Annotated in this window: 19 protein-coding genes and 1 pseudogene; 13 read left to right on the top strand and 7 right to left on the bottom strand. The window is 67.8% G+C overall.

Annotated features, from left to right (window positions below; translation table 11 throughout):
* The first annotated feature begins 117 nt into the window (after positions 1-117).
* From IHQ52_RS10380 to IHQ52_RS10365, 4 genes are all read left to right on the top strand, one after another.
* Positions 118-1,134, top strand: a complete 1,017-nt coding sequence (locus IHQ52_RS10380) for a beta-ketoacyl-ACP synthase III (protein WP_238064240.1) — start codon at positions 118-120, stop codon at positions 1,132-1,134.
* A gap of 118 nt (positions 1,135-1,252) precedes the next feature.
* Positions 1,253-2,125: a DUF559 domain-containing protein gene (locus IHQ52_RS10375; protein WP_238064239.1), complete on the top strand. Its 873-nt coding sequence runs from the start codon at positions 1,253-1,255 to the stop codon at positions 2,123-2,125.
* Between the two features lie 94 nt (positions 2,126-2,219).
* Positions 2,220-3,824, top strand: a complete 1,605-nt coding sequence (locus IHQ52_RS10370; protein ID WP_182156322.1) for a peptide chain release factor 3 — start codon at positions 2,220-2,222, stop codon at positions 3,822-3,824.
* Positions 3,825-3,828: 4 nt separating this feature from the next.
* Positions 3,829-4,587 carry a hypothetical protein gene (locus IHQ52_RS10365; RefSeq protein WP_159405149.1) on the top strand — a complete coding sequence of 253 codons (759 nt, stop codon included), beginning with the start codon at positions 3,829-3,831 and terminating at the stop codon, positions 4,585-4,587.
* 10 nt (positions 4,588-4,597) lie between these two features.
* On the opposite strand, the gene IHQ52_RS10360 is transcribed toward IHQ52_RS10365, so the two are convergent.
* The gene (locus IHQ52_RS10360; protein ID WP_006437048.1) at positions 4,598-5,599 is read right to left on the bottom strand and encodes an enoyl-CoA hydratase/isomerase family protein; all 1,002 of its coding nucleotides are present in this window, start codon (positions 5,597-5,599) and stop codon (positions 4,598-4,600) included.
* A 220-nt stretch (positions 5,600-5,819) separates the two neighbouring features.
* Here IHQ52_RS10360 and IHQ52_RS10355 point away from each other — a divergent pair, with 220 nt between their 5' ends.
* From IHQ52_RS10355 to IHQ52_RS10335, 5 genes are all read left to right on the top strand, one after another.
* Positions 5,820-7,424 (top strand): ABC-F family ATP-binding cassette domain-containing protein, encoded by a 1,605-nt coding sequence (locus tag IHQ52_RS10355; RefSeq protein ID WP_006437049.1) that lies wholly within the window; start codon positions 5,820-5,822, stop codon positions 7,422-7,424.
* A gap of 124 nt (positions 7,425-7,548) precedes the next feature.
* Entirely contained in the window at positions 7,549-8,691 is a 1,143-nt protein-coding gene (locus IHQ52_RS10350) for an MBL fold metallo-hydrolase (protein WP_006437050.1), read from the top strand.
* Positions 8,688-9,449, top strand: coding sequence for a crotonase/enoyl-CoA hydratase family protein (locus IHQ52_RS10345; protein WP_006437051.1), 762 nt, complete (start codon positions 8,688-8,690; stop codon positions 9,447-9,449). The genes IHQ52_RS10350 and IHQ52_RS10345 overlap by 4 nt, the downstream gene beginning before the upstream one ends.
* A gap of 57 nt (positions 9,450-9,506) precedes the next feature.
* Positions 9,507-10,409, top strand: a complete 903-nt coding sequence (locus tag IHQ52_RS10340; RefSeq protein ID WP_040004820.1) for a LysR family transcriptional regulator — start codon at positions 9,507-9,509, stop codon at positions 10,407-10,409.
* 6 nt (positions 10,410-10,415) lie between these two features.
* The gene (locus IHQ52_RS10335; RefSeq protein WP_006437053.1) at positions 10,416-11,300 is read left to right on the top strand and encodes a LysR family transcriptional regulator; all 885 of its coding nucleotides are present in this window, start codon (positions 10,416-10,418) and stop codon (positions 11,298-11,300) included.
* A gap of 215 nt (positions 11,301-11,515) precedes the next feature.
* Here the strand turns inward: IHQ52_RS10335 and IHQ52_RS10330 are convergent, their stop codons facing one another.
* The gene (locus IHQ52_RS10330) at positions 11,516-12,739 is read right to left on the bottom strand and encodes an acetyl-CoA C-acetyltransferase (protein WP_096273569.1); all 1,224 of its coding nucleotides are present in this window, start codon (positions 12,737-12,739) and stop codon (positions 11,516-11,518) included.
* Positions 12,740-12,790: 51 nt separating this feature from the next.
* Positions 12,791-13,549, bottom strand: coding sequence for a 3-oxoacyl-ACP reductase FabG (gene fabG, locus IHQ52_RS10325; protein WP_006437055.1), 759 nt, complete (start codon positions 13,547-13,549; stop codon positions 12,791-12,793).
* 176 nt (positions 13,550-13,725) lie between these two features.
* On the opposite strand from fabG, the gene IHQ52_RS10320 reads away from it, so the two are divergent.
* Positions 13,726-14,925 (top strand): acyl-CoA dehydrogenase family protein, encoded by a 1,200-nt coding sequence (locus IHQ52_RS10320; RefSeq protein WP_182156333.1) that lies wholly within the window; start codon positions 13,726-13,728, stop codon positions 14,923-14,925.
* Between the two features lie 60 nt (positions 14,926-14,985).
* Here IHQ52_RS10320 and IHQ52_RS10315 read toward each other — a convergent pair whose 3' ends face one another.
* From IHQ52_RS10315 to IHQ52_RS10300, 4 genes and pseudogenes are all read right to left on the bottom strand, one after another.
* Positions 14,986-16,632: a class I adenylate-forming enzyme family protein gene (locus IHQ52_RS10315; RefSeq protein ID WP_006437057.1), complete on the bottom strand. Its 1,647-nt coding sequence runs from the start codon at positions 16,630-16,632 to the stop codon at positions 14,986-14,988.
* On the bottom strand, positions 16,629-17,393 hold the full coding sequence (locus IHQ52_RS10310) for an SDR family NAD(P)-dependent oxidoreductase (protein WP_006437058.1): 765 nt from the start codon (positions 17,391-17,393) through the stop codon (positions 16,629-16,631). The genes IHQ52_RS10315 and IHQ52_RS10310 overlap by 4 nt, the downstream gene beginning before the upstream one ends.
* A 48-nt stretch (positions 17,394-17,441) precedes the next feature.
* Positions 17,442-18,574, bottom strand: a pseudogene (locus IHQ52_RS10305) (thiolase family protein).
* Positions 18,575-18,744: 170 nt separating this feature from the next.
* Positions 18,745-20,004, bottom strand: a complete 1,260-nt coding sequence (locus tag IHQ52_RS10300) for an MFS transporter (RefSeq protein ID WP_006437060.1) — start codon at positions 20,002-20,004, stop codon at positions 18,745-18,747.
* Between the two features lie 384 nt (positions 20,005-20,388).
* On the opposite strand from IHQ52_RS10300, the gene IHQ52_RS10295 reads away from it, so the two are divergent.
* The 3 genes from IHQ52_RS10295 to IHQ52_RS10285 all read left to right on the top strand — a co-directional run bounded on the left by IHQ52_RS10295 (position 20,389) and on the right by IHQ52_RS10285 (position 23,879).
* Complete coding sequence (locus IHQ52_RS10295; RefSeq protein WP_238064238.1) at positions 20,389-21,585, top strand: acyl-CoA dehydrogenase family protein; 1,197 nt, start codon at positions 20,389-20,391, stop codon at positions 21,583-21,585.
* Between the two features lie 36 nt (positions 21,586-21,621).
* Entirely contained in the window at positions 21,622-22,779 is a 1,158-nt protein-coding gene (locus tag IHQ52_RS10290; protein ID WP_006437062.1) for an acyl-CoA dehydrogenase family protein, read from the top strand.
* 203 nt (positions 22,780-22,982) lie between these two features.
* Complete coding sequence (locus IHQ52_RS10285) at positions 22,983-23,879, top strand: SGNH/GDSL hydrolase family protein (protein ID WP_006437063.1); 897 nt, start codon at positions 22,983-22,985, stop codon at positions 23,877-23,879.
* The last annotated feature ends 3 nt before the right edge of the window (positions 23,880-23,882 follow it).

Below are 23,882 nucleotides of genomic sequence, written 5' to 3'. Positions count from 1 at the left end.
TTCGGCGGTGGAGATCGGAATCGGCCGGTAACGATGTGCGAAGGGGAGGTGGTACTTCCCAGTAAGTGACCCGGTGAGTACCGTCGTATGGCGGGTCACATATTCGGAAGGAAGACCATGGCAGTCATCGCGGACACCTCAGGGATCAACAACATCGGCATGCTCGGTATCGGCGCCTATCGCCCCGAGCGTGTGGTCACCAACGACGAGATCTGCGAGCACATCGACTCCTCCGACGAGTGGATCTACACCCGTACCGGCATCAAGACCCGCCGCTTCGCCCGCCGCGACGAGAGCGTCATGGAGATGTCCGTCAACGCCGGACGCAAGGCGATCGCGAACGCCCTCCTGCACGGCTCCGACATCGACGCCGTCATCCTCGCCACCAACACGCATCTGCTCCTGACCCCGGCCGGGGCAACCAAGGTCGCCACCGAACTCGGCTGCAACGGCGTCCCCGCCTTCGACGTCACCGTCGGCTGTGCCGGCTTCGGCTACGGCATGGCCCTCGCGTCGGACATGATCCGCGGCGGCAGCGCCACCAACGTGCTGGTCATCGGCGCCGAGCAGCTGTCGATCGCCCTGGACATGACCGACCGCACCAACTGCTTCATCTTCGGCGACGGCGCCGGCGCCGTGGTCGTCGGCCCGACCGAGGAACAGGAACTCGGACCGGTCGTCTGGGGTTCGGACGGCTCGCAGTTCAACGCCATCCGCCAGGACTTCGACTGGGTGACCTTCCTCGACGGTGACCGCGTCCAGCGCCCCTACCTCCGCATGGAGGGCACCGCGGTGTTCCGCTGGGCCGCCTTCGAGATGGGCAAGGTCGCCGTCCGCGCCCTCGAGGCCGCGAAGATCGGCTCCGAGGAACTCGACGTCTTCGTCCCGCACCAGGCCAACGCACGCATCAACGAGCTGCTCGCCAAGAACCTCAAGCTGCGCGAGGACGCCGTCGTCGCCAACGACATCGAGTACACCGGCAACACCTCCGCCGCCTCGATCCCGCTCGCCATGGAAGACCTCCTCTCCACCGGCAAGGCGCAGCCGGGCCAGACCGCCCTCCTCCTCGGCTACGGTGCCGGACTCTCGTACGCCTCGCAGGTCGTCAAGCTTCCGCCGGTGCCGTTCGAGTAGGACACCTCCGCACGCCGTTCAGCATTAGGTATCGCCAGGCGATACCTAATGCTGAATCTGTTTCTGGGGATCTGTTCTTGGAGCGGAACCGATCTGCTGTCCGGTACGTCCAAGGCCCATGCATGTACCACCCCGACTCCGTCAAGTCGCGCTCGAACACGACGGAGTGATCACGGCCGCCGATGCCCGTTCGGCTGGGCTGGCCCGCGCCGCTGTGCAGCGTCGGATCAAAGCCGGCAGCTGGGTCTCTCACGGGCGAGGGATCTACACGCTCGCGGACCACCCGTTGACCTTCCGAACGCGAGCGCGGCTGGCGGTACTGAAAGCCGGCCCGGGAGCTGCGCTGTCCGCGTCGGCATCGGTGTGGTGGCAGGGTCTCGGCGCCCTCCCGGCCACGATGACCGTCACCGTTCCGCGGAACAGTCACGCGCGACAACTGCAGGGTGTGCGCTTGCGTTACCGGGCACTCGACGACGCCGAGGTGATCGTGCGGTCTGGCCTCCGCGTGACCTCGCTCCCACTGTCGCTCCTCGAAGCCGCGATCGAGGACAGCATCACCGTCGTCGACAACGCCCTGCTTCGCCGTCGCGTCTCGGTGAAGCAGCTGACCGAGGCCGCCGCGCGTCGAACAGGTACACCCGACGAGCGACCCATGGCCGACATCCTCGAGCTCCTCGGCCCCGGCGCCCGGTCGGCCGCCGAACGGATCGCGGTCTCCCTCCTGCATGCCGACGACGTCGCCGGCTGGACGGCGAACCACGCGACCGACGGTTACGTCGCTGATCTCGCGTTTCTCTCGCAGCGACTCATCGTCGAGATCGATGGCTTCGCGTACCACCGAGATGCGGCCGCGTTTCAGCGAGACCGTGAACGGCGCAACGATCTCACCGCGGCCGGGTGGACCGTCCTCAACTTCACCTGGGCAGACTTGACCGAGCGACCCGACCAGTTCGTCGCGCGCATCCGTCGAGCACTCGCCGCGGCCGCCTGACCCATCGAATCAGCAATAGGTATCGCTTACCGGTACCTATTGCTGAACCCTCTCGGTTTGGTGGCCCCCGACCAGCCGAGTAGCCTCGAATCTCGTGAGTTCTGACGTCGCAACCGAGGTCAAGCGTCGACGTACCTTCGCGATCATCTCCCATCCGGACGCCGGCAAGTCGACGATGACCGAGGCGTTGGCCTTGCATGCGCGCATGATCAGCGAGGCGGGTGCGATCCACGGCAAGGCGGGACGCAAGTCCACCGTCTCCGACTGGATGGAGATGGAGAAGGCCCGTGGCATCTCGGTCAGCTCCACCGCGCTGCAGTTCAACTATGCCGCCGAGCACAGCGACGCGAACATTCCGAGCGTGATCAACCTGGTCGACACCCCCGGTCACGCCGACTTCTCCGAGGACACCTACCGCGTGCTGACGGCGGTCGATGCGGCGGTGATGCTCATCGACGCCGCCAAGGGCCTCGAACCGCAGACCCTGAAGCTCTTCCAGGTGTGTCGCCACCGCGGTATCCCGGTGATCACCGTCATCAACAAGTGGGACCGTCCCGGCCAGACCCCGCTGGAGCTGATCGACGAGATCACCGAGCGCATCGGCCTCACCCCGACCCCGCTGTTCTTCCCGGTCGGCATCGCCGGCGACTTCCGCGGTCTGCTCGACCGTCGCACCGGCGAGTATGTGCACTTCACGCGCACGGCCGGCGGGGCGAAGATCGCCCCCGAGGAGATCATGAGCGCCGACGACGCCGCGGCGCGCGAAGGCGACGAATGGACCGCCGCCGTCGAGGAGAGCGAACTGCTCTCCGAGATGGGTCAGGACCACGACCAGGAGCTGTTCCTCGCCGGCCAGACCTCGCCGATGATCTTCGCCTCGGCGATGCTGAACTTCGGGGTGCGGCAACTGCTCGAGGTGCTCGTCGAGCTCGCTCCGCCGCCGGCCGGTCGCCTCGACATCGAGGGCAACGAGCGCCCGGTGACCGACCCCTTCAGCGCCGTCGTCTTCAAGGTGCAGGCCGGCATGGACTCGAGCCACCGAGATCGGTTGGCGTACATGCGGATCGTGTCCGGCGAGTTCGAACGCGGCATGGTCGTCACGCACGCGCAGACCGGAAAACCGTTCGCCACCAAGTACGCCCAGGCCGTGTTCGGCCGGGATCGCTCCACGGTCGACACCGCATATCCGGGCGACGTGGTCGGACTGGTGAACGCGACCGCACTGGCCCCAGGCGACACCCTCTTCGACGGCCCGAGGGTCCAGTTCCCGCCGATCCCCTCGTTCGCACCCGAACACTTCTCGACGCTGCGCGCGACGACGGCCGACAAGTACAAGCAGTTCCGCAAGGCGATGGACCAACTCGACAGCGAGGGCGTCGTGCAGGTGCTGCGCAACGACACCCGCGGCGACATGTCGCCGGTCCTCGCCGCGGTGGGCCCCATGCAGTTCGAGGTCGTGACCGCGCGGATGAAGGCCGAGTTCAACGTCGACACCATCATCGAGCCGCTCGGGTACACGCTGGCCCGACGCACCGACGCCGAGAGTGCACCCGAGCTCGACCGCCAGCGCGGCGTCGAGGTGTTCACGCGCACCGACGGCGCGATCCTGGCGCTCTTCAGCGACAAGTGGCGCCTGCAGTACATCGAGAAGGAACATCCCGACCTGACGCTGCAACCCCTTGTCGCCGCGGCGGATTGACCCGATGAGGCGTCACCTCGTACGCACCCGTGGTGTCGGGGCGCTGATCGTGGTGTCCGCGACGGCGCTCCTGATCTCGGGCTGCGCCGGCGGTCAGCCGCCGGCCGCGACGTCGACGAGCGTCGCACCCACCCCGACCGCACGGCCGATCGATCCCGCGAAATGCGCCGAGAAACCGCTACAGGGCAATGTCGACCGCGGCGGCCACGGCCTCGACTTCCGTTCCGGCGACATCCGGATCGCGATCACCGAACAGGCAGCCACGACGGCCGGTCTCCCGGCAGCCGGCAACCGCGAGACCTCCGAGGAAGCGACCACCTGCTACGAGTTCGCGCGGTGGGGTCCGGCGCGGCCCGATGTCCCGCCGGATTCGCTGTTGTTCGTGTTCAAGGGAACCGGGACCGACGGCGCCCAGATCGAGTTCCCCGTCAGCGAATTGACCGGTGGCACCGTCCCGCCCGCCGGTGGCGGACCACGCCCCACCGCCGGCCCTCTGACCACACCGATCAATGCCCAGATCGGGGTCTCGGTCGACGGTGTCTACCACCAGTCCTCGGCGTGCCGGCTCAGCATCAGCGGGATGTCGGGCAAACTCGCCGCGGGTTCGTTCACGTGCCCGGAGGCCTCCCGCGTCGATGCCAATCCGTTCGCGCCCGACGACGACGTCGCCTACGACACCGACGAGTCGTCGACGAGCCGGAGACCCGACGCCGGCACCCCGTCGACAGTCGTCCTGTCCGGACGGTTCCAGGTCACTCCGTAGGGGTTTCGGCTCACGCACCCACGATCCGCGCGACCACCGCCGGGTCGACGTCGTCGATGGCGGCGGGGTCGAAAGACGGGTTGCGGTCCTTGTCCACCAGCACCGCGCGCACTCCCTCGAGGAAGTCGTTGGTCGCCGTGATCTGTTGCGCCGCATGCAGTTCCCGGTCGAAGCACTCGTCGATCCCCGACTGCGCGCCGGCGTTGATCATCGCGGCCGTCACCCACAGGCTGGTGGGTGAGGCCTTCTCCAGCAGGCCGATCATCTCCGCGGCCCAGTCGTCGCCGATCGCACCGCGCAGGCCGCCGACGATCGCGTTGACGTTGTCGTCGGCGAAGTACTCCCCGATCTTGCGCAGCGGGACGTCGCTGGTCTCGGTGGTCCCCGACGACGCCAGCGCATCGGCAAGGGGATCGCCGGAACGGATCGATTCGGCGACTCCGGCCAGATCGGCCGACGCGACGAAATGCGTTGCCAGGCCGACGGCCACCGCGTCGATCCCGCGGATACGGGCCCCGGTGAGGCCCAGCCACATGCCGACGCCCTCGGGCAACCGCGGGAGGAAGTAGGTGGAGCCGATGTCGGGGAAGAATCCGATCGCGGTCTCGGGCATCGCGATCATCGCCTTCTCGGTCACCACCCGGATCTCGCCGTGGACGCTGATGCCGAGGCCGCCGCCCATGGCCGCGCCGTCGATCAGGCTGACATAGGGCTTGGGGTAGTCGGCGACCATCTGGTCGAGGCGGTACTCGCTGTTGAAGTAGCGCGTGATCGCCGTGGTGTCCCCGTCGAGCGAATAATCGCGTATCGCACGGATGTCACCGCCCGCGCAGAACGCGCGGTCGCCGGCCGAGGTGACGAGCACCGTCTCGATCGAGTCGTCGTCACCCCACTCGCCGAGCGTGGCGTACATGTCGTCGATCATGGTCTGGTCCAGCGCGTTCAGGGCTTTCGGCCGGTCGAGGACGATCTCACCGACGCCGTTGGACACCGAGGTGCGAATGAAGGACATGCCCTCAACCGTAGCGGTGCCGGAGGTCCGGGTTCATCGCACCGGAATGAGACCGGGAGAAAACGCGTTGGCAGACCCGAGGACATCTACTACGGTGAATTCCGCAGTTGCCGGCGACACGAGGAGTGATCCCACCCGATGAAGAACTGAAGTGGCCCCCGCCGACGCGCGATGTCGATGAGACACCCGTCGGTGAATCCGAACCACTTCAGGAGTTCTCGTGTCCACTGCCCTGCCCTCTTCTGCGCAGTCCCCGTCTTCTCCGGGATCGTCGATCGTGTTGTCCGACGTCTCGTTCAGCTGGCCCGACGGCACCGTCGTCTTCGATCACCTCAACCTCACGCTGGGTGCGTCGACGTATTCGTTGATCGGCGCCAACGGTGCGGGTAAATCGACGTTGCTCGGCTTGATCGCGCAGCGCCTGCGCCCGGCATCGGGCAGTGTCAGCATCGCCGGCACCGGGCCCGCACCGGAGGTCGGGATCGTTCCGCAGGACCCGCAGTCGGACCCGGGATCGACCGTGTCCGCAGCGCTCGGGATCGACGGCATCCGCGACGCGATCCGTCGCATCGAGGGCGGGTCTGTCGACCCCGCCGACTTCGATGCCGTCGGCGACGACTGGGACGTCGACGAACGGGCGATCGGACTCCTCGAACAGATGCGTCTGCCCGCCGATCTCGATCGGCGGGTCGGCGCCCTGTCCGGTGGCGAGGCGACGCTGTTGTCGATCGTCGCCGCGCTCATGCGCCGACCGTCGGTACTGCTCCTCGACGAACCGACGAACAACCTCGACACCGGCTCGCGAACAAGGCTTTTCGATGCCATCGACACCTTCGCCGGCACGGTGGTCGTGGTGAGTCACGATCTCGAACTGCTCGAGCGCGTCGACGCGACACTCGAGTTGTACCGGGGGCGGGTCCGCGTGTTCGGTGGTCCGTACTCGCACCACCGCGACATCGTGGACGCCGAGCAGGAGGCCGCCGAGGCCGCGGTCGCCAACGCGGCCGGCGATCTGCGAAGACAGCGCCGTGAGCTGGTCGACGCCCGGATCAAGCTCGATCGCCGCGCCCGCACCGCGGCGACCGCCGAACGGGAGAAGCGGGTGCCGAAGATCATCGCGCACAAGCGCCGAAGCGAGGCCCAGGTGTCGGCCGGGAAGCTGCGCAACACCCATCGTGACGACGTCGCGGCGGCCGCTTCCCGTCTGGACGGGGCACGCGAGGAGATCCGGGACGATCGCACCGCCGGGATCGTGGTGCCGGAGGTCGAACTGGCGCCACGCACCCAGGTCGTCACCGATGATCGGTTGCGGATCGATGGTCCGGAACGGATCGCGCTCGTGGGGCCCAACGGATGCGGGAAGTCGACGCTGATCGCGGACCTCATCGCACGCGAGGCCATCGCGGTGCCGTATGCGTATGTGCCGCAGCAGATCGTCTTCGACGACCCGTCGCTGTCGGTCGCCGGCCTGGTGTCCGCGCATCACCCGGACAACGGCACTCAGGAGGTGCGTTCGCATCTGGCGCGGTTCCTGTTCCGCGGCGCCCGCGCCGACCGTGCGCTCGAGGAGCTCTCCGGCGGTGAGCGGTTGCGCGTCGGCCTCGCCGACGCGCTGCTCGGGGACCCGATCCCGAGGCTGCTGATCCTCGACGAACCGACCAACAACCTTGACCTCGACACGGTCACCCAGCTGGTCGGCGCGCTCGAGAGGTGGAATGGCGCGCTGCTCGTCGTCTCGCACGATGCCGGGTTCCTGGAGCGGGTCGGGATCGATCGTCGCGTCGCGGTGGGTGGGTCATCGTCAGCGCAAACCTTCGATCCATAGGTAGTTCCTCACGGCGCCTGAGCCGCCCCCACTTTGAGCGTCACCGGCCTCTCGTGATCGGATGACTGTTACGCACCGCAACAGCCATCGGGTGCGCCGCGACGATGACAGCCCAGGAGGTCGGATGACCACGATCGAGGTGACCGGTCGGCTCCAGCAGCAGGCCTGGGCCGACAAGGTGCTCCCGCCGGTCGAAGAAGTGCGGCCGGGGCTGTGGTCGATCCCGGTGCCGATGGGTCCCAACCCGTTGCGGTACGTCCTGGTCTACGCCCTCGCGCTGCCCGACGGCGGTCTCGCGCTCATCGACGTGGGCTGGCCGTCGGACGAGTCGTGGCAGGCGCTCGTCGACGGCATCCGGGGCACCGGCCACGACGTCACCGACGTGCGCTCGGCGGCCATCACGCACTTCCATCCCGACCACTTCGGCCTCGTCCCGAGGCTGCTCGAGCACACCGACGCCGAGCTGCTGATGCACCGCGACGATGCCTGCCACCTGCGCTATCACTCCGACGACGAGGTCGAACGTCAGCTCGACGAGGCCCGGTGGGAGTTGCGCGTGCTGGGTGCCCCGGCCGACGTCGCCGGACTCGGACTCGTCGACTTCGTCCGGCTACCCGACGGCCGGACCGTCGACCGAGAGCTGACCGCGGACGCCCCCCTCGACATCCCCGGCTGGAACCTGCGCGCCATCTGGACGCCCGGTCACACCCCGGGCCACCTCTGTTTCGCCGACGACGACGCGGGAGTCATCTTCACCGGCGACCACCTGCTGCCGCGGATCAGCCCCAACGTCTCGACCAGCCCGATGCAGACCCAGAGCCCGCTCGCGGACTACCTCGTCTCCCTGGCGAACACCGAGCGGATGCGAGACCACGAGGCCCTGCCCTCCCACGAATACCGGTTCCGCGGTCTGGGTGCCCGGGTCACCGGGTTGCTGTCTCATCACGAGGAACGGCTCACCGAGATCACCGAGGCGGTCGCCGCGCGTCCCGAGTCCACCGCGTGGGAGATCACCCAGGCCGTCCGCTGGTCCCGGCCGTTCAGCGACCTCAACCTCACGATGAAACGCCTCGCGCTGCGCGAGACCGACGCTCACCTGCTGGTCCTGAGTGAGCGTGGAATCCTGTCATCGACGCCCGCCCCGACCGAGGCCGACCTCGCCGACGACGCGATCGAGCCCGTCCGGTGGTCGCTGGCGACGGTGTCCGAAGACCACACGAGCAGTTCGCCTTCCGCAATTCACTACACAGAGGAGAATCCCCAATGAGCGCCGTGCTCACCGAGTTCGCCGACGGCGTCGCCGTCATCACGATCAACCGTCCCGAGGCGAAGAACGCCGTCAACCTCGAGGTGTCCGAGGGCATCGCCGCGGCCATCGACGAACTCGAGTCGCGCGACGACCTCACCATCGGCATCCTCACCGGCGCCGGCGGTACGTTCTGCGCGGGCATGGACCTCAAGGCGTTCACGCGCGGCGAGCAGGTCTCGCTGAAGGGCCGCGGATTCGGTGGCCTCACCGAGGCCCCGCCGAGCAAGCCGCTGATCGCCGCGGTCGAGGGCTGGGCCCTCGCCGGTGGTTGCGAGCTCGCGCTGTCCGCCGACCTCGTCGTCGCCGCCGAGAACTCCAAGTTCGGCATCCCGGAGGTCAAGCGCGGTCTCGCCGCAGCCGCCGGCGGCCTCCTGCGCCTGCCCAAGATCCTCCCGTACCAGGTCGCGATGGAGCTCGCCCTGACCGGTGACCCGCTCACCGCCGAGCGCGCCCACCATTTCGGACTGGTCAACAAGGTCACCAAGCCCGGCGAGGCCCTCGACGGTGCGCGCGAACTCGCCGCGAAGATCGCCGCCAACGGACCGCTTGCGGTGCGTGCAACCAAGCAGGTCACCTCGATGGCCATCAAGTACACCGACACCGACCTGATCAAGAAGCAGTGGGAGTACCTCACCCCGGTCTTCACGTCCGAGGACGCACAGGAGGGTGCCAAGGCGTTCGCCGAGAAGCGCGCACCCCAGTGGCGGGGCCGCTGATCATCACAGTGGAAGGGCCGCTGATCGCGGGAAAGGCCGATCACTAGAGTGACTGAGGTGGACCTGCACCTCGTGACCTACTTCGTCGCAGTCGTCGACCACGGTGGGATCACGAAGGCCGCCCAGTCGCTCTACATCTCGCAGCCCTCGTTGTCGCAGGCCATCCGGACGCTCGAGAAGCGTCTGGGTGTGACCCTTTTCGACCGGACCGGACGGCGCCTCGAACTCACCGAGGCCGGACGCAAGCTCGACGACGCGGCGAGGCGCATCCTCGCCGACGTCGAGCGTGCGAAGCAGAAGGTCGACGCGGTGCGCGAACTGCAGGCCGGGCGTGTCGACGTGGTGACGTATGCGGCATTCAGCATCGATCCCCTCGTCGACGTCGTCCGCCTGTTCCGGGAGCGCTTCCCGAGTCTCGCGGTGCGAGTCCTCGCCGCCGACGGTCCGGCGGGTGTGCTCTCCGCATTGCGATCCGGCGCTGCCGAGATCGGCGTCATCGACTCATCCGCCGAACACGCGACGTTCTCCGCCATCCCGATGACGGAGCAGGAACTGGTGGTGGCCGCACCCGACGCGCTGGCCGCAGGACTCCCGGACACCGTGTCGCGCAGTGCCATCCGCTCGGTGCCGCTGGTCATCGACCACAGCGACCAGCACACCGCGACCCTGTTCGCCGACCTCATCGACGACGCCGCGCGCAACGTCGTCGTCGACTGTCCGCTGCCGGCGGCGATCTGGAATCTCGTCGAACGCGGCACGGCCGCAACGGTTGTGCCGCGCATCGTCGCCGACAAACAGCTCGCCGGTGTCCGGCAGCTCGCGCTCGATCCGCCGCTGACACGGCCGTGGGGACTCGTCCTGCGCTCGGGACTCCTCTCGCCGGCGGCCCTCGCCTTCATCTCCGCGGCCCGGGCCCACTCCGGCCTGAGCCCGGAGCCGACCGAGACCCGGGACTGGTAGGCCACCATGGAATTACGCCAGGTCGAATACTTCCTCGCCGTGGTCGAGAACCAGGGCATCGGCGGTGCCGCCACCGCGCTGGGCGTCGCGCAGCCGACGGTCTCGCAGGCATTGCGCGCCCTCGAACGCGAACTCGGCGTGCAGCTGTTCCACCGCATCGGTCGTGGCATGGTCCCGTCGGCGGCCGGCCGCACGATGGTCGGTCCGGCGCGCCAGATCATCCGCGACGTCGACGCCGTGGGCGATCTCCTCGCGGCCGAGGAGGATGAACTCACCGGTCATCTCGACCTGCTCGCCTCACCGGCGACGGCGGTCGGTCCGGTCGTCGACCTCATCGCCCGCTTCCGCGCCGCCTATCCGCGAGTGTCGGTGCGGCTCGGCGAATTACGCGATGAGACGCGGGCGGCGTCGTCCATCGAGGACGGTCACTGCGAATTCGCCGTCGCCCACCTGCCCATCGCCGGCGACGCGCTCGAGGTCATCGTTCTCGGTGAGCAGGAGTACGTCCTCGTCTATCCCGAGGACGCCGTGGTTCCCGACGGACCGATCCCACTGGGAAATCTCCCCGCGGTGCCGATGGTGTTCGTCCCGCGCGGGCACTCGGTGGCCGACGAACTCGAGGAGGCCATCCGCGTCGGCGGGGTCCGGCCACCACTCGCCGTGCTCTCCGAGCATCGGGAGGAACGACTACCGATGGTGCTGGCCGGTATCGGCGGCACCCTGCTGGAACGTTCGATGGCCGAGACGGCCGCGGACCGCGTCGTCATCCGGGAGACCGAACCGCGTTTCGTCCGGCCGTTCGCGATCGCCTTCGACCCCGCGTCCCTGTCGCCCGTGGGTCAGGCCTTCGTCGAACTCGTTCGCGCGCAGGTCGATCCGCCGGCCGAGTAGCGCCGAGACCAACTCACCAGGCCCTTCGAGGCTCGTCGCTATCGCTCCTCACACCTCAGGGAGCAGTGGCGTGCCGTGCCCGTTCCTTCGGATCAGGGAGCGCGGCGCCCCACCCGCCGGCCGAGTAGCCTCAACCGCAACGCAGCGCGGCGCCCCCACCCGCCGGCCGAGTAGCGTCGACCGAGCGGAGCGAGGACGCCGCGTATCGAGGTCGCTCAGGAGACGCGCTCGAAGATCGCGGCCAGTCCCTGACCGCCGCCGATACACATCGTCTCGAGACCGTAGCGGGCCTCCCGGCGCTGCAGTTCACGGGCCAGCGAGGCCAGCATGCGGCCACCGGTCGCGCCGACCGGGTGGCCCAGCGAGATGCCCGAACCGTGCACGTTGGTGCGGTCGAAGTCGCCTCCGGAACCGAAACGGCCGAAACCCCATTCACGGGTCACGGCGAGCGCCTGGGCGGCGAAGGCCTCGTTGAGTTCGATGAGGTCGATGTCGGCCAGGGTCAGACCGGTCTTGGCCAGTGCCTTCTCGGTGGCCGCCACCGGTCCGATGCCCATGGTGCGCGGCGGCACACCCGCGAGACCCCATGAGACGAGCTTGACGAGCGGACGCAGGCCGAGCTTCTCGGCGACCTCGCTGGTCGTCACGATCGCCATCGACGCCGCGTCGTTCTGGCCGCTGGCGTTGCCCGCGGTCACGGTGGCCTCGGGGTCGGACTTGCCCATGATCGGCTTCAGCTTGGCCAGGGACTCGACGGAGACGTCGGGGCGCGGATGCTCGTCGGTGTCGATGATCTGATCGCCGGCACGGCCCGGGACGGTGACCGGGATGATCTCCTCGGCCAGCACACCGTCCTTCTGTGCACGCACTGCGCGCGTGTGGGATTCGACCGCGAGCTCGTCTTGCTCGGCGCGCGAGATCTCGTACTCCTTGCGGAGATTCTCGGCGGTCTCGATCATCCCGCCGGGCACCGGGTAGTGCTTACCACCCGCGGTCGAGCGAGCGCGGACGAGGCTGTCGTGCATGGCGATTCCGGTACGCGCGCCGCCCCAGCGCATGTCGACGGAGTAGAACGAGGCGTTGCTCATCGACTCGGTGCCACCGGCGACGACGAGGTCGTTGTCGCCCGAGGACACCTGGTAGGCGGCCTGGATGACGGCCTGCAGGCCCGAGCCACATCGGCGATCGATGTGCATGCCGCCCACCGTGATCGGGAGCCCGGCGTCGAGGGCGACGACGCGGCCGATGGCCGGGGCCTCGCTGTTGCCGTTGCAGTGCCCGAGGATCACGTCCTCGACCTTCTCCGCGTCCAGGCCGGTGCGCTCGAGCAGACCCTTGAGCGCGGTCACGCCCAGGTCGACCGCCGTGAGGCTCTTGAACATCCCGCCGTACCGGCCGATCGGGGTACGTACCGGCTCACAGATGACGACGTCTCGCATGGTTGACCTTTCGCAGAATCTCGGGTGGAAGAGTGTGGGTGAGAACAGCTCTCACATGAAGCGGCCGCCGGTCACCTCGAGCACGGTGCCGGTCATGTACGACGACATGTCCGAGGCGAGGAACAGGGCGACGCTCGCGACCTCGCCGACCTCACCGGCACGGTGCATGGGGATCTCCGACATCTTCTGATCCCAGGCCTTCTGCGGCATCGCCTCGGTCATCGCCGAGCGGATCAGGCCGGGCTGGATCGCGTTGACCCGCACGCCGTGGTGCGCCATCTCCTTGGCGGCGGCCTTCGTCATGCCGACGATGCCGGCCTTCGCGGCGGAGTAGTTGGTCTGGCCGACCATGCCGACCTTGCCCGACAGCGAGGAGATGTTCACGATCGCACCGCGCTTGGCCTCGCGCATGATCGCGGCTGCCTTGCGGGTGCCGTTCCAGGTGCCCTTGAGGTGCACCGAGATCACCAGGTCGAAGTCCTCTTCGGTCATGGTGCGCATCGTGGCGTCGCGGGTGATTCCGGCGTTGTTGACCAGGACGTCGAGCGAACCGAAGCCGTCGACCGCCTCGGCGAGCAGAGCGTCGACCTCGTCGCCGTTCACCACGTTGCACTTCACCGCACGGGCGACGTCGCGACCACCGAGCTTCTCGGCGGCCGCCTGGGCGGCGTCGAGGTTGAGGTCACCCAGGACCACCTTGGCGCCCGCGTCCACGAAGGACCGGGCGATCTCGAAGCCGATGCCCTGGGCACCGCCGGTCACGACGGCGGTGCGCCCCTCGAGCAGCGGCTGGGCGGTGGTGGATGACATCTTCGGTCCTTCCCATGGGGTTCTGGTGCAAACGCCGACGGCGTGAGGCGCCGGGTTATGGCAGTAATCTAACCCGCATTTCCGGCGCCGAACGCCTCCGTTTCATACGCAACGGCTATCGGAGCGATCCCGCTTTCGTATTGGACCCCTCACCGTGGACGCGCAAGAGTGGCAGCATGACCGGAGTGATGCAACCAGCAACCGCGACCTCCCAGGTGAGCGCGGAAGACTTCGCCGACATCCTGGCGGCGACCCGAGAGTTCGTTCGGGAGGTCGTCGTACCGCGCGAGCAGGAGATCCTGGACACCGACGCGATTCCCGAGGACATCCGCCAAACCGCCAAGGACATGGGTCTTTTCGGATACGCGATCCCCCAGGAGTGGGGCGGACTCGGACTCGACCTGACCCAGGACGTCGAACTGGCGATGGAACTCGGTTACACCTCCCTCGCGCTGCGGTCGATGTTCGGCACCAACAACGGCATCGCCGGTCAGGTGCTGGTGAACTTCGGCACCGACGAGCAGAAGGCTGCCTGGCTGGAGAAGATCGCCTCCGGTGAGGTCGTCGCGTCGTTCGCGCTGACCGAACCGGGCGCCGGGTCGGATCCCGCCGGCCTGCGCACCAAGGCCGTCCGCGACGGCGACGACTGGGTCATCAGCGGCGAGAAGCGCTTCATCACCAATGCTCCGCTGGCCGACCTGTTCGTGGTGTTCGCGCGCACCCGCCCGGCCGACGAGAACGGCACCGGCATCGCGGTGTTCCTCGTCCCGGCCGACTCCGCCGGTCTGACCGTCGGTGCGAAGGACCGCAAGATGGGTCAGGAGGGCGCCTGGACCGCCGATGTGCACTTCGACGGCGTTCGCGTCCCGAACTCGGCCCTCGTCGGCGGTAGCGAAGACGTCGGTTACAAGGCCGCGATGATGTCCCTCGCCCGCGGTCGCGTGCACATCGCCGCACTGTCGGTCGGTACCGCTCAGCGCGCACTCGACGAGTCGATCGCCTGGGCGGCCACCTCCACGCAGGGTGGTGAACCGATCGGTGAGTTCCAATTGGTGCAGGCCATGCTCGCCGATCAGCAGACGGGCGTGATGGCCGGACGCGCCCTGGTCCGCGACGCCGCCCGTGCCTGGGTCGACAACACCGACCGTCGTCTCGCGCCCTCGGCTGCGAAGCTCTACTGCACCGAGATGGTGGGCAAGGTCGCCGACCTCGCCGTCCAGATCCACGGCGGCAGCGGCTACATGCGCGACGTCCCGGTGGAACGCATCTACCGCGAGGTCCGTCTGCTCCGACTGTACGAGGGCACCAGCGAGATCCAGCGCCTCATCATCGGCCGCAACCTCTACAAGCAGGGCGCCAAGAACGCCCAGCGCTGAGCTCACGACGACAAGGGCCCGTCCTCACCTCGGTGGGGACGGGCCCTTCTTCGGAGCAGGTCAGGAGTGTGTCAGACGCTCCCGCAGGGCGACCTTCTGGATCTTCCCGGCCGCCGAGGTCGGCAACTCGTCGACGACGAAGACGTCGCGGATCTTCTTGTAGGGCAACACCTGTTCGGCGACGAACGCGGCGACCGCGTCCTCGTCGATGTCGTGACCGGCCTTGGCGACGAGGAACGCCACCGGCTCCTGGCCGACGGGCCCGGCCTCACGACCGACCACCGCGGCGGCCGCGACATCGGTGTGGGTCACCAGGATCTCCTCGAGCTCCCGCGGATACACGTTGTAGCCCTTGTAGATCAGCATGTCCTTGGCGCGGTCGCAGATGTAGATGTAGCCGTCGGCGTCGCGGTAGGCGATGTCGCCGGTGTCGAGCCACCCGTCGACGAACTGTTCCGCGGTCTGGTCGGGATGACCGAGGTAACCGTCGGTGACCTGCGGCCCGCGAACCCAGAGCTGTCCCCTCTCCCCCGCCGGCAGGACGACGGCCGGGTCACCGGCGGCGCGGATCTCGACCTCGGTGTCGAAGGCCGGCAGTCCGACGCTGCCGAGCCGGTACTGGCCCTCGGCCGTGAGCGGTGCCGAGGACACCAGGCAAGTCGCCTCGGTGAGTCCGTAGCCTTCGACGATCGCCGCTGCGGGGAAAGCCTTCTCGAGTTCTCCGAGCGTCACGAGATCGATCGGAGCGGCGCCCGACGAGACCACCCGCACCGACGTCAGGTCACGCGACTCGACGTCGGGGTGGACTGCCAGCGCATGCCACATCGCCGGGCTGCCGGTCACATACGACGCCCGGTACCGCTCGATCAGGGCGAGCATCCGTCCGGGTTCGAACCGTCCGGCGAACACATGGGTTGCGCCGCAGAGCAACAGGAACGACATGTTGATCAGCGCGTGCGCGTGGAACAGCGGCGACACGACGACGGTCGCGGCATCGCCCGGAACCACTCCACGGTCGGAACCCTCGCGCGGTGTCAACCGCAGCAGACCGTCGTCGCCGACCTCGACCGCGTGCCCCGCACGCCAACCGATCATCTGCGTGACGTTGCCCAGGACGTTGCGGTGCAGCACCCGAACGCCCTTCGAAACGCCCGTCGTCCCACCGGTGAACGCCACATGTGCGACGTCGTCGGAGGACACGGAGACGGCGGGGGCTTCCGAGTGCCCGGCGGTGAACTCCTCGAACGAGATCGCCCGCACGCCAACCGCATCCTCGACGGACCCGTCCACGACCACCACGGTGGTCAACGATGAATCGACGGCCGCCGACAGCAGTCGACCGGACTGCTCGACCTGCGTGAAGGCCGCCACCGCGCCGGTCTCGACGATCTGCCGGTGCAGGCCGGGCACCGGCTGCAACGGATTGACGAGCGTGACGGTGGCACCGGCTCGCAGCGAACCGTAGTAGGCGACAACGAATTCGATGCTGTTGGTGAGATAGATCAGCACCACGTCGCGTTCGGCGACGCCCGCCGACCGAAGGGCCGACGCCACCGCCGCCGAGCGCGCGTCGAGTTCGGCGTAGGTCAGCGTCGTGTCTCCGTCGACGACCGCCGCGCGGTCGCCGTACAGCGCTGCCATACTTGCCGGCAGCACCGCCATGCTCGTGTCCGGATAGGTGAGCGTCGTCGGCGACACGCCGCTCATCGCGGTGCCATGCGGATCGCACCGTCGAGGCGGATGGTCTCGCCGTTGAGGTAGGCGTTCTCCAGGATGTTCGCCGCGAGCTGTCCGAACTCGTCGGGACGACCGAGGCGCGACGGGTTGGGGATGCTGGCCGCGAGCGAGGCCCGCACGTCATCGCGCAGGCGAGCGAGCAGCGGGGTGTCCATGGTGCCGGGCGCGATGGTGTTGACGCGGATCAGCTTGCTGGCCAGGTCGCGTGCGGCCACGAGGGTCATGCCGACGATGCCCGCCTTGGAGGCCGAGTAGTTGATCTGGCCGATCTGCCCCTCGAAGGCCGCGACGGAGGCCGTCATGATGATGGCGCCACGCTCGCCGTCGATGGGTTCGAGGCGCGCGATGCGCTCGGCACCCAGCGACAATGCGTGGAACGACCCGACGAGGTTCAGCTTGATGACGAACTCGAAGTCCTCCGCCGACCCGGCCTTGCCGTCCTTGTCGAGGATCCGCATGCGCCGGCCCGCGCCGGCGCAGTGCACGAGTCCGCGCAGGCCGCCGCGCTCGTCGGCGACATCGAGAGCGGCCGCGAACTGTTCGGCATCGGTGATGTCGGCGGCGGCGAAGTTCGCCGCCGAACCCAGGCCGTCGGCGACGGCCTGTCCGTCGGAGGTGGGCAGATCGATCAGGGTGACCAGGCCGCCGGCGTCGATGACGCGCTTGGCGGTGGCGAGCCCCAGGCCGGAGGCGCCACCGGTGATCGCGACGGAGAGTCCCTTGAGTTCCATTGTGCTGATGTGCCTTTCAATGCTGTCTGGCGTCGGGTGAGGTCGGGATCAGAGGAGTTCCAGGATGGTGGTGTTGGCCATGCCGCCGGCCTCACACATCGACTGCAGGCCGTAGCGGATCCCGTTGTCGCGCATGTGGTGCACGAGGCGGGTCATCAGGATCGCGCCCGAACCGCCGAGCGGGTGGCCGACGGCGATCGCGCCGCCGAGCGGGTTGAGCCGTTCGATGTCCGCGCCGGTCTCGGCCTGCCAGGCCAGCGGCACGGGCGCGAAGGCCTCGTTGATCTCGAAGGCGCCGATGTCGTCGATCGACAGACCGGAACGCTTGAGCGCCTTGGCGGTCGACGGGATCGGGCCGGTCAGCATGACGACCGGGTCGTCGGCCGCGACCACCGCGGTGTGGATGCGCGCGATCGGGTTCAGGCCATGCGATTTCGCCGTTTCCGACGACATGATCAGGAGTGCACCCGAGCCGTCGGAGATCTGCGAGGAGTTGCCGGCGTGGATGACGCCGTCCTCGGCGAACGCGGGCTTGAGCTTGCCGAGCGACTCCAGGGTGCCCCCGCGGCGGATGCCCTCGTCACCTTCGAGCACACCGGAGATGGGAGCCACTGACCGTCGAACGCACCGCGGTCGACGGCGGCGGCCGCGAGTTCGTGTGAGCGCAGAGAATATTCGTCGACGCGCGTGCGGTCGAATCCCCACTTCGCGGCGATCGTCTCCGCGCCGAGACCCTGGCTGAACTTGTCGATGCCGTAGCGGTCGAGGACGGTGGCGGGCTGGTGTTCGCCGTTGGGGGCCGAGCTGCCCATCGCGACCCGGCTCATCGACTCCACACCACCGGCGATGACGACATCCTGCTGGCCCGAGATGACCGCGGCGGCAGCCATGCTGACGGCCTGCTGGCTCGACCCGCAGGCGCGGGTGACGGTGGTGCCGGGTACGGACTCCGGCCACCCGGCCGCGAGGATCGCGGTGCGGGCGATGTTGCCGGCCTGCTCCGACGACTGGCTGACACAACCCCACACGACGTCGTCGACGATCGCGGGATCGACGCCGGTCCGCTCGACGAGAGCCTCGAGGACGTGGGCGGACAGGTCGGCCGGATGTATTCCGGACAGGGCTCCGCGGCGGCGTCCGATCGGGGCGCGAACGGCGTCGACGATCACTGCATCGCGCATGAGGTCTCCTAAAGATGTCGGGCAGTGGATGAGGGAGTTTCAGTTGTGGAACCGAGGACGTCCGTGAGCGGAAATCACCCGTCCTGTCGAGCCGACCACGAAGGGGTCTGGCGGACAAGTCGATTCCCGCTCACGGACGATGAGGTGCTGCCTATGAAAGAAGCGTCGCCTCAGGCGGTGAGCACAGCATGCGGACGCAGGCGTGTGCGGTCGCGCGCCGGGTTGGCGAAGATCAGCGCCAGCACGGCGCAGACCGATGCGACCAGTCCGAGGACCTGGAACGCAAGCGGGAACACCGTGGCGGCGAAGCCATAGCCGACCGACAGGATCAGGACACACACCATCGGGGTGCTGACCGACGGCAGCAGGAACAGCAGGACACCGGAGATCAGGACGCCCACCGACGGGACGACGATGCGGAGCATCCGCGGCGACCCACCCTTGGTGATCATCCGGTCACTGGTGATCGAGATGAGCAGCATCAATACGAGACCGACGATCGACGGGAAGGCGAACATCGAACCGGACTGCAGCTGGCTGTAGCCCAGGCCGTCCTCGAAGTACGACGGCAGCCAGGTGAGCACCACCGAGACCAGGGCGTAGACGCTCATGACCAGCAATGCACCGGTGATGAAGGTCGGTGCGAGGAAGATCTTCACCCACGGGGTGGCCGGCTCGGCGTCGGCCGGCGAGGTCTCGCCCGTCGCCGTCTCGTCGACCTTCTTGGTCTTGCCGCCGGCGATGTAGGGGCCCGGGCGCCAGGTCGACAGCCACACGACGGCCCAGACCGCACCGGCGGCGGCGAGCACGAACAGCGCCCAGCGCCAGCCGAAGCTGACGGTGATGACCGTCAGGAGCGGGGCGATCGCGATCTTGGCGATCGATGCGGCACCGGCCAGCAGAGCGCCGGGCAGCGCCCGACGCGCCGGCGGATGCCATGCGTACGCGGCGGTGTGCAACAGCGCCGACGTGGGTCCTTCGGACAGGCCCAGCAGGAGCCGGCTGATGAGCAGGACCGCGAAACCGGCCACCGCGATCAGCGGCAGCATCGCCGCCGCCCAGCACAGGCCGAGGAGGACCAGCGACCAGCGCAACGTCATCCAGCGGTTGAGCAGGCCGGCGAAGAAGCCGCCGATGGTGAAGGTGAGGAAGAACAGGCTTCCGACGAGTCCGATCTGGGACGCGCTGAGACCCAGTTCTTCACGCAGCGGCTTGGCGATGATGCCCAGTACGGCCTTGTCGGCGTAGTTGATCACATACAGGCTGACCAGCAGGGATGTGAGTCCCCATGCGGTGAGCCGGGATTCGCCGAGCGGGCCGACGCCGCCGAATCGTCCTGGCGTCACCTCGAAATCGGTGGTGTCGGGCGCAGTGGGGGCTGCCGCGGGATCTTTGCCGGAGCCTGATCCGGAGGCGGTCGTGACCGTCATGGGGGAAACCTCTTTCAGGCGAATGGTCTGAGAGTAGATGGACCGGGAATTCAGTGGGGCGGATCACATCTGCGTTCGATTGAAACTGTCGTCAATGTGAGGCACAACGTTCGCTCGGCGAACGGTCCGACTACAGCTGCCTATGTGTCGAGGGCCACAGCGCTGCGAACAGGCACCATTGGCTGGCCCTATCCGAGAGTTAGGCACGGAACAATCTGCCGCGGCCGTTCCATGACGACCATTGGCTCGCGCTATCGCACCCTTAGCTTAGCGCATCGCGTCTACTTCCAGCGGTCACGGGACGGCATGCTTGGGTACGTTGCGTCTCACATCCGCCAGCCGGTGCGACCTGCACCGCTTACTCATGGGAGAGAACCCACCACCATGGCCCGCCTCGCGCAGACCCTGGGCCTCACCGAGATCCAGACGGAGATCGTCGCCAACGTGCGCTCCTTCGTCGACAAACAGATCATCCCCAATGCGCAGGAACTCGAGCATGCGGACGAATACCCGCAGGCCATCGTCGACGGCATGGGCGAGATGGGGCTGTTCGGCCTGATGATCCCCGAGGAGTACGGCGGCCTCGGTGAATCGCTGCTGACGTACGCCCTCTGCGTCGAGGAACTGGCACGTGGCTGGATGAGCGTCTCGGGCGTCATCAACACCCACTTCATCGTCGCCTACATGCTGCGTCAGCACGGCACCGACGAGCAGAAGCAGCGGTTCCTCCCGCGAATGGCCACCGGCGAGGTCCGGGGTGCGTTCTCCATGTCCGAACCCGAACTCGGCTCCGACGTCGCGGCGATCAAGACGACCGCCAAGCGCGACGGTGACGACAGCTACGTCATCAACGGACAGAAGATGTGGCTGACCAACGGCGGATCGTCGACTCTGGTTGCGGCACTTGTCCGTACCGAGGAGGGCGAGGAGCGCCCGCACAAGAACCTGACCACCTTCCTGGTCGAGAAGCCGGCCGGCTTCGGTGAGGTGGTCCCGGGCGTGACCATCCCCCGCAAGCTGGACAAGATGGGCTACAAGGGAATCGACACCACCGAGCTCGTCTTCGACGGCTACCGCGCACCGGCCACCGACATCCTGGGCGGGGTGCCGGGCAAGGGTTTCGCGCACATGATGGACGGCGTCGAGGTCGGTCGCGTCAACGTGTCCGCGCGTGCGTGCGGAATCGCCCAGCGCGCCTTCGAACTCGGCGTCAAGTACGCCCAGCAGCGCTCCACGTTCGGCAAGCCGATCGCCGAACATCAGGCGATCGCCTTCTCGCTGGCCGAGATGGCGACCAAGGTCGAGGCCGCGCACCTGATGATGGTCAACGCCGCCCGGCTGAAGGACTCCGGGGAACGCAACGACGTCGCCGCGGGTATGGCCAAATACCTGTGCAGCGAGTACTGCGCCGAGGTCACCCAGGCGTCCTTCCGCATCCACGGTGGCGACGGCTACTCCAAGGAGTTCGAGATCGAACGCCTGATGCGTGATGCGCCCTTCCTGCTCATCGGCGAGGGCACCAGCGAGATCCAGAAGCAGATCATCTCCAGGGGACTCCTGCGCGAGTACCGCGAGCAGTAACCAATCCTCCACTTCCCCAACACTTTAGGAATCACCATGCAGCGTCGCATCTTCACCGAGGACCACGAGGCCTTCCGCAAGACGATCCGGGACTTCATCACCAAGGAAGTCGTACCCGTCTACCACGACTGGGAGAAGCAGGGCCATCCGCCGCGCGAGTTCTACAATCGGCTCGGCGATCTCGGCGTCCTGGGCATCGAGGCCCCCGAGGAGTTCGGCGGCGGTGGCGTCACCGACTTCACCTACTCCCTGGTGATCGCGGAGGAGACCTCCGCGGCGGGCGTCACCTTCGGCAGCTACTCGGTGCACTCGAACCTGATCCTCCCCTACCTGATGGAGTACGGGACGCAGGAGCAGAAGGAGCGTTGGATCCCCGGATTCTGTTCCGGCGAGATCATGTTCGCGATCGCGATGACCGAACCCGGCACCGGCTCGGACCTCGCGAACATCGCGACCACCGCGAAGCTGTCCGAGGACGGCTCGCATTACGTGCTCGACGGCGCCAAGACCTTCATCACCGGTGGCGCGCTCGCCGACCGCATCCTCGTCGTCGCCCGTACCACCCCCTTCGATCCCGAGAACCGTCGTGCGGGACTGTCGATCCTGGTGGTCGACACCAAGTCCGAGGGATTCTCGGTCGGCCGCAAGATCGAGAAGATCGGACTGAAGGCCTCCGACACCGCCGAACTGTCCTTCGACTCGGTGAAGGTGCCGGTCGAGGACCTCCTCGGCGAAGAGGGCGCGGGCTTCAAGTACCTGAGCCACAACCTCGCCCAGGAACGCCTCACCATCGCGATCGGGGCGTCGGCCACCGCCGCCGCGGCCGTGCAGCACGCGATCGCCTACACGAAGGAACGCGACGTCTTCGGCAAACCGGTCGCGGCCTTCCAGAACACCAAGTTCGTGCTCGCCGAGTGCTCGGCCGAGGTCGAGGCGATCCGCGCGATCGTCGACCGCGCTCTCGAGCTGCACAACGCGGGCGAGCTGACCGTCCCCGACGCCGCCCGCGCCAAGCTGTTCGCCACCGAGACCGCCGGCCGGGTCATCGACAACTGCCTTCAGCTGCACGGCGGTTACGGCTACGTCCTCGAGTACCCGATCGCCCGCCTGTACGCCGACACCCGCGTCTCGCGCATCTACGGCGGCACCAGCGAGGTCATGAAGACGATCATCGCCAAGGATCTGGGGCTCTAGCAGGTCCGGCTTCCAGATCACGTTGCGTTTTGTCCCGCCAAACGGGACAGGACGCAACGTGATCCGGCGGGTGCCGTAACGCCGGACCCGCCGAGTGCGAAATCAGTGCCGAGAAGCAGCACCGAGAACGCACTCCGTGCACACGCGTGATCTGCTTGCCTTAATATTCGCTGAGCAAAGCAGCGGGGTCGGGACGTGGGAAAGTGCGGGATCAGTTGGTGCGGGAGTATCGGCGCGGGGTGCGCGCCCTGGCAGCGGTCTTGATCACCGCTTTTGTGACAGCACTGGTGGCCGCGACGGCATCCCCCGCGCAGGCTGCGCCCGTGCGCTACACCGGCGGCCCATACATCGCGATGGGCGATTCGCGGGCCTCGGGCGGATTCTTCACGCCGACACCCGAGTACTTCGACGGTTGTAAGCGGTCGGCGCTCAACTATCCGAAATACGTGGCGGCGATGACGCTGCCACGGCGTTTCGTCGACACCTCGTGCGCCGGGGCGCAGTCGGCGCACCTCTATCGCGCCGCACAGCACACCTCGCGCGGGGCGAAGGCGGTCCAGCTGAACCTGGTCCCCCGCGACGCCCAGCTCATCACCGTCAGCATCGGTGGCAACGACATGCAGTGGGCCGCGATCCTCGCGCAGTGCGCGATCCGCCAGCCCCTCACGGATCGACGCTGCCGGCACAACCCGCGGCACGAGAACGAGGTGCGGTGGCGCGTCCAGCTCATGGAGAACCGTGTCACCCCGGCGCTGCGGGCGATCCGCCAGAAGGCTCCCCGCGCGCAGATCATCGTCGTCGGACTCGGCGGATTCATCGGAAACAGCGGATGCTGGCCGCTGATCCCCCTCAGCGACCCCGACGCCCGGTGGATGCGTCAGGTGTTCCACCGCGCCAACGATGCGCTCCTGCGCGCGACGACCAAGGTCGGCGGCGCTTTCGTCGACGCCAACCGCGGGTCGCTCGGTCACGACCCGTGCAATCTGATCAATCCCTGGTACGAGAGCGCACTGTCGAATCGGATCGCGCTCCCCTACCACGTCAACCAGGCGGGAGCGCTCGCGATCGCCATGATGATCAACGGCGCGATCCGCCGGTAACCC

Origin of the sequence: Gordonia amicalis (genome assembly GCF_022059885.1) — a bacterium.
Taxonomy (GTDB): domain Bacteria; phylum Actinomycetota; class Actinomycetes; order Mycobacteriales; family Mycobacteriaceae; genus Gordonia; species Gordonia amicalis.
This window is presented reverse-complemented; position numbering and strand designations above follow the sequence as displayed.